The organism is Pseudomonadota bacterium (assembly GCA_011049115.1).
GTDB lineage: Bacteria > Desulfobacterota > Anaeroferrophillalia > Anaeroferrophillales > Tharpellaceae > DSCM01.
The window spans coordinates 1-4,143 of the sequence record DSCM01000019.1 but is presented as its reverse complement, the minus strand read 5'-3'; the positions used below and the strand labels follow the sequence as shown (position 1 = coordinate 4,143).

The 4,143-nt window shown below is 56.9% G+C and carries 3 protein-coding genes; 2 read left to right on the top strand and 1 reads right to left on the bottom strand.

What is annotated here, in order from left to right; all coding sequences use genetic code 11:
- Both ENN66_01550 and ENN66_01545 read left to right on the top strand, forming a co-directional pair.
- The coding region (locus ENN66_01550; protein HDS15308.1) for a VWA domain-containing protein at positions 1-1,667 on the top strand (1,667 nt) is incomplete at its 5' end.
- Positions 1,372-3,525 carry a protein BatD gene (locus ENN66_01545; protein ID HDS15307.1) on the top strand — a complete coding sequence of 718 codons (2,154 nt, stop codon included), beginning with the start codon at positions 1,372-1,374 and terminating at the stop codon, positions 3,523-3,525. The genes ENN66_01550 and ENN66_01545, both read left to right, overlap by 296 nt.
- A gap of 108 nt (positions 3,526-3,633) precedes the next feature.
- On the opposite strand, the gene grxC is transcribed toward ENN66_01545, so the two are convergent.
- Positions 3,634-3,888, bottom strand: coding sequence for a glutaredoxin 3 (gene grxC / locus ENN66_01540; GenBank protein HDS15306.1), 255 nt, complete (start codon positions 3,886-3,888; stop codon positions 3,634-3,636).
- Positions 3,889-4,143 lie beyond the last annotated feature (255 nt).

Below are 4,143 nucleotides of genomic sequence, written 5' to 3'. Positions count from 1 at the left end.
GACTGCCGCTACCCCTTTTTCATCCGACGACCGGACGGGTAATCGTCCTTGACCTCTCGCTTTCGATGCGGGTTCAGGATCTCAAGCCATCACGTCTGGAACGGGCCCGTTACCTACTTACCGACCTGATTAAAGGCGGGGCCGGCCAGGAGCAGGGACTGGTGATCTTCGCCGGTGATGCTTTCATCGTCACCCCACTGACCGATGACCGGAACACACTGCTCAACCTGTTGCCGGGGCTGACTACCGATACTCCTCCGGTGCAGGGCAGCCGCGCCGACCGGGGTCTGGAAGAGGCTGAAAACCTGCTTCAACGTAGCGCCGTCCGCGGGGGCCGCATCATACTCATCACTGATGACGCCGATCAAAGAACCATCCATACCGCCGCCCGACTGCGGGCCGCCGGTCATCGCATCGAGGTGATCGCCGTCGGCAGCCCCCAGGGAGCACCGATTCCCCTGAACGAAGGCGGTTTTTTAAAGGACAATAACGGCCTGATCGTGGTTCCGGTACCCGATTTTCAGAGTCTGCAAGCCACGGCGCGGGCAGGTGGCGGACGTTACTTCACCCTGGAGCAAGCTGAAAAATCCCTGGACGAGCTCAACCACGAGGAAACCAAATGGACCGAGAATCATAAACAAAGCGAACAATTCGGTGAACAATGGCGGGATTACGGACCCTGGCTCCTGCTGCCGCTGCTGCTCTTAGCTTCGCTCTGCTTTCGTAAAGGCTGGCTCATGCTTCTGCTTCTGGGACTGAGCGGCCTTGCCGCCCGGGATAGCGCCGCCGCCGACCGGCAAAGTCTCTGGCTCAATCTCTGGCAACGCCCCGAACAACAGGCCGCTCAGGCTTTTGCTGAGAACGACTGGGCTGCTGTCGACAAGTTCAGCCAGCTGCCGCAATGGCGGGCGGCGGCTCTCTACCGCGCCGGAAAGTTCAAAGAAGCCGCCGCTGCTCTGGAAACTCTCGATTCCAGCCGGGATCATTATAATCGGGGCAACGCCCTGGCTCAGTTGGGGGCCTATGAGCAGGCGTTAGAGGCCTACGACCAGGCACTGGCCACCGAGCCACAGTTTGCCGACGCCCGTTTCAATCGCGACCTGGTCAAGCGCCTGTTACAGGAACCGCAAACACCATCTGCGGAACCGCCAGAGGAACAACCGGCAGAGCAGAAAACACCGGCCGACCAGGAAAGCCTGAACCAACCGGATTCGGAGGCATCATCCGGGCAAGAAAACCGCCCACAACAAAAGACCCCGCATCAGGAGCAGGCCGAATCAAGCTCCGAACAAAATCAGCTCCCTGCTGATGCTAGCGCTTCATCATCGACCGACCCGAACCGATCTTCATCCAATTTAAATCCGGCGGCCGATGAGCCGACGCCAAGTGAAGCGCCACAAAAAGCAGCAGAAAAAACAGAGCCTGACCCGACGGTCACGCCCCAGGAGGAAACAGGAACCACGCCAAAGGCCGAGGCTACGGAAAACGCCTCAAAAACGCTTGCGGCTGCCCCGGAAGACGAGGAAAACCCTTTGGATGCCCGGCAACAGGCCCTTGAGCAATGGCTGCGCCGGGTCCCGGACGATCCGGGCGGGCTTCTGCGAAAAAAATTTCTCTATCAATACCAGGACCGCGAAAAACGTTCTCGGGATCAACGCAATTATTAGCCGGGGAAACCCGCCCGAACTTAAGCCCTTTTTTCACTTAACGCAGGAATCCATTGCCATGAGACGACTTCTTTATCTTTGCCCGCTGCTGTTTCTGATGCTCGGCTTGAGCGGAGTTTTTCCGGCTTCAGGTCAAGCCGAAGTCCGGGCCTGGGTTGATCGGGAAAGCTTAAGCCTGGATGAAACCGTCCGACTGATCGTCGAGGTTGACGGCGCCATCAACCAGGTCTTCGGGCTCGACACCAGCCGGCTGGAAAATGATTTCGCGATTCTCAATCAATCCTCGAGCAGCAACATTCAGATCGTCAACGGATCGACTTCGGCGACCAAGACCTGGACCCTGGAATTAGAACCGAAAAAAATCGGCCGTCTGACGATTCCCCCTTTCACCCTTGGTGGCAAGTCAAGCCCGGCCCTGGAACTGACGGTAACCGCCCAGCCGACACCACTGCCGGGAAAGATTATGGACGGCGCCGAGGTCTTTGTCGAGGTTACACCAGAAAGCGAGACTCCGCCCTATATCCAGTCCCAGATAACTCTCGGCGTCAAGCTCTATATCAAGAAAACTCTTCCTCTGTACGAAGCCAGTCTGGAAGAACCGCGCCTGGAAAAAGCCGCGCTGATCAAACTCGGAGATGACCGCAGCTATCATAAAAAACTGAACAACGGTGTGGACTATCAGGTGATTGAACGAACATACGCGATCCTGGCCGAGGAGGGAACCACCCTCACGATCCCTCCCCTGCTTTTTCAGGGTTATGTCGGCGGCGGCCGCAGTCCGCTGTCAGATCCATTTTTAAACCGCCTGCCAAACCAAGGCAGACGCCTGCGGGCCCGCAGTCAGGAACTGAAGATCAACCTGCTGCCCCGCGCCGCGGAATTTACAGGTTCAGTCTGGCTGCCGGCTCGGGAGCTGACGATTCAGGAAAACTGGGAAGAAAATCAGACCTGCAGAGTGGGGGAACCGCTGACCAGAATTCTGAGGATCGAAGCCCTGGGCCTGAGCGCGGAACAACTTCCGCAGATCGGAACGGCGGACATCAGCCATTGCCGCCGCTACCCCGACCAGCCTGAGCTCCAAACCTCGGCCGACAATCTGCAGCTACATGCCGTCAAAACCCAGGCCATCGCGCTGATCCCGACCCAACCGGGGCTTCTGATTTTACCGGAAATCAAAATTGACTGGTGGGATGTAAAAAACCTTTGCCAGCGCCAGGCGGTGCTGCCGGAGCGCCGCCTGCAGATTCTGCCTCCAGACACCGCCAGCTCGGAGTCGGCCACAAAATCCACGCCGTCAATACCGCAGGCCGATTGCGACGTGGACCAACACAACACTCCGGAAAGCCGCTGCGAAAAAGTTGTGCCGCCCCCCTCACCCGCCGCGTTCAAAACGCCCCGCTACTGGCAGGGCGTCAGCCTGGGCCTTGCGCTCATCTGGCTGGCCACGCTTTTTCTCTGGCAACGGGAACGCCGCCAAGCTGAAAAACCGCGGCCGGCGGCAGAAAAAAAAGCGCCGACCAGCGAGGACCGCAGCCGCATCAAGGCCGCAGCCCTGGCCGACGACCCCAAGGCCGTCTATCAGGCCCTGCTCGACTGGGGGAGGGCTACCTGGCCACAGTCTCCCCCCTGCAACCTCAGGGAGCTGGCCACCAGACTTTCGCATCCGGAGATTGAAAAAGATTTTGCCGAACTTGAAAAAGAGCTTTTCAGCGCTACCGGAAACGGCCCATGGGCCGGGGAAATTTTCTGGCACAAACTGGAAAAAAATCTCAGGCCACGCCCAAGCTCTCCGAACGCTCATAAAAATCCGGCCCGACTGCCCCCGCTCTACCCTGGGACGACAACGGAAAAAACCTGAAAAACAACTCCGACGGCAGGACTCCGGACCCTTTAACATGGCCCGACATTCAGCCTAAGCCCCGGCAAGTCCCCAGCATGGCGGCGAATCCAGCGACAACGACCTTTTCTATTTGAGCAGGTCATCAAGTTTGCCGACGGCCTCCAGAGCGTACAGATCGTCACAGCCTCCGACATGATAACCCCCGATAAATATCTGGGGTACGGTTTTGCGTCCGCCGCTGCGCGTTTGAGCCTCTTCGACCAAAGCCGGATCACGACTGATATCAATTTCCCGATAAGCCGCCCCCTTGCGGCTCAACAGCTGTTTTGCCTTAATACAGTAAGGACATACCGAGGTGGAATAGATTACAACTTCAGCCATATCATGCTCCTTGTTAGCCGTCTTGATTTATTTCGTTGAGGTTTCTTTGGTTGTGATACTCTAAAATTGATCAGTTAAAGAGCTAGTGATTACGGAAAATTGACCACCCACAGCGACCTTTTCTGTATATGGTTTTAAAACCATATACAGAAAAGGTGAAAGGATGCTTAGGATGGATCAATATGAACATATCCGAACAGCCAATCGGGTATACGGTCACAGTCTCAGTAAGATTTCCAGAGATACTGGTCATTC